Origin of the sequence: Methylorubrum aminovorans (genome assembly GCF_022179725.1) — a bacterium.
Classification (GTDB): domain Bacteria; phylum Pseudomonadota; class Alphaproteobacteria; order Rhizobiales; family Beijerinckiaceae; genus Methylobacterium; species Methylobacterium aminovorans.
Genome location: NZ_BPRC01000081.1, coordinates 1 through 1,549 on the forward strand (window position 1 = coordinate 1; position 1,549 = coordinate 1,549).

1 protein-coding gene is annotated in these 1,549 nt (G+C 66.4%); it reads left to right on the plus strand.

Going from position 1 to position 1,549, the window contains the following annotated elements:
• Window positions 1-80: 80 nt before the first annotated feature.
• Window positions 81-1,463 (plus strand): transposase, encoded by a 1,383-nt coding sequence (locus MFF24_RS28575; RefSeq protein ID WP_238229211.1) that lies wholly within the window; start codon window positions 81-83, stop codon window positions 1,461-1,463.
• Window positions 1,464-1,549 lie beyond the last annotated feature (86 nt).

Genomic DNA, 1,549 nt, shown 5'->3' on the forward strand with positions numbered 1-1,549 from the left:
CGATTCTGTTGAAAAACTCGGGTGTTGCGACGGTAATCGTGAGGTGATTCACTCCTGTCGAGAGACGGAGATCGAAGCAGATGATGGGACCTCGGCAAGTCGAACAGGGTGCCTTGTTCTACGAGTTCTCGCTCGATACCCACGTTCCCGCCGACCATCTGCTGCGCGCCATCGATCGCTTCGTCGACCTGTCGGGCCTGCGCGCGCATCTGCGGCCCTTCTACAGCACGACGGGCCGGCCTTCGGTCGATCCCGAACTGATGATCCGCATGCTGCTCGTCGGCTACTGCTTCGGCATCCGCTCTGAGCGCCGCTTGTGCGAGGAGGTGCACCTCAACCTCGCCTACCGCTGGTTCTGCCGGCTCGGGTTGGAAGGCGCGGTGCCCGACCACTCGACCTTCTCGAAGAACCGCCACGGCCGTTTCCGCGACAGCGACCTGCTGCGCGAGGTGTTCGAGATCACCGTGCAACGCTGCATCGACGCGGGGCTCGTGGGTGGTGAGGGCTTCGCGGTCGACGCTAGCCTGATCCGGGCCGACGCCAACAAGCAGCGCTCTGCGGACGCTTCTGAGTCCGTCGATTGGGACGACTTGGCCCGGACTCGCCGGTCGGTGCGCGAGTACCTCGACACCCTCGACGAGGCTGCCTGGGGAGCCGCGAGCGAGAGCACGCCGAAGTTTATCTCCCGTTCCGACCCGGCGGCGCAGTGGACGGGCGCGATGAAGGGCCATGCCTTCTTCGCGTACGCCACCAACTACCTGATCGACCTCGACCACGCCGTGATCGTCGACGTCGAGGCCAGCCGTGCGATCCGGCAGGCGGAGGTCGGGGCGGCCCGTACCATGGTCGCGCGCACGCAGGAGCGCTTTGGGCTATGGCCGGCGCGGCTTGCGGCTGACAGCGCCTACGGCTCGGCCGAACACCTCGCCTGGCTGGTGCACGAGCGCGGGATCGAGCCGCACATCCCTGTCTTCGACAAGTCCGAGCGCAGCGACGGCACCTTCAGCCGGTCAGCCTTCACGTACGACCCTGAAGCCGACGTCTACACTTGCCCAGCCGGCAAGCCACTGCGGCAACGCCAAAAGGTCTACCGGACGCCGCCCCCGCTGGTCGATGCGGATGGGATGATGCGCTACCACGCCAGCAAGCGTGACTGCGACGCCTGCGCTCTGAAGCCTCGGTGCTGTCCCAACGCACCCGCCCGCAAGATCCCCCGCTCGATCCATGAAGGTGCTCGGCAGATGGCGCGCGACATCTGCGCCTCGGAGGAGGGCCGCACCTCACGGCGGGAGCGCAAAAAGGTCGAGATGCTGTTTGCCCACCTCAAGCGGATCCTGAAGCTGGATCGACTCCGGCTACGGGGGCCGAACGGGGCTCGGGACGAGTTCCACCTCGCCGCGGCAGCCCAGAACCTCAGGAAGCTCGCCAAGCTGATCCCGGTGCCGCAGCCGAGCCCGGCCTGATCGGCCGGGGCCACCCTCTCATCCAGCCGCCGCCCTCGTCCGACCTGCACCCGATCCAACTCGACCGCGAGTTTTTCAACAAAATC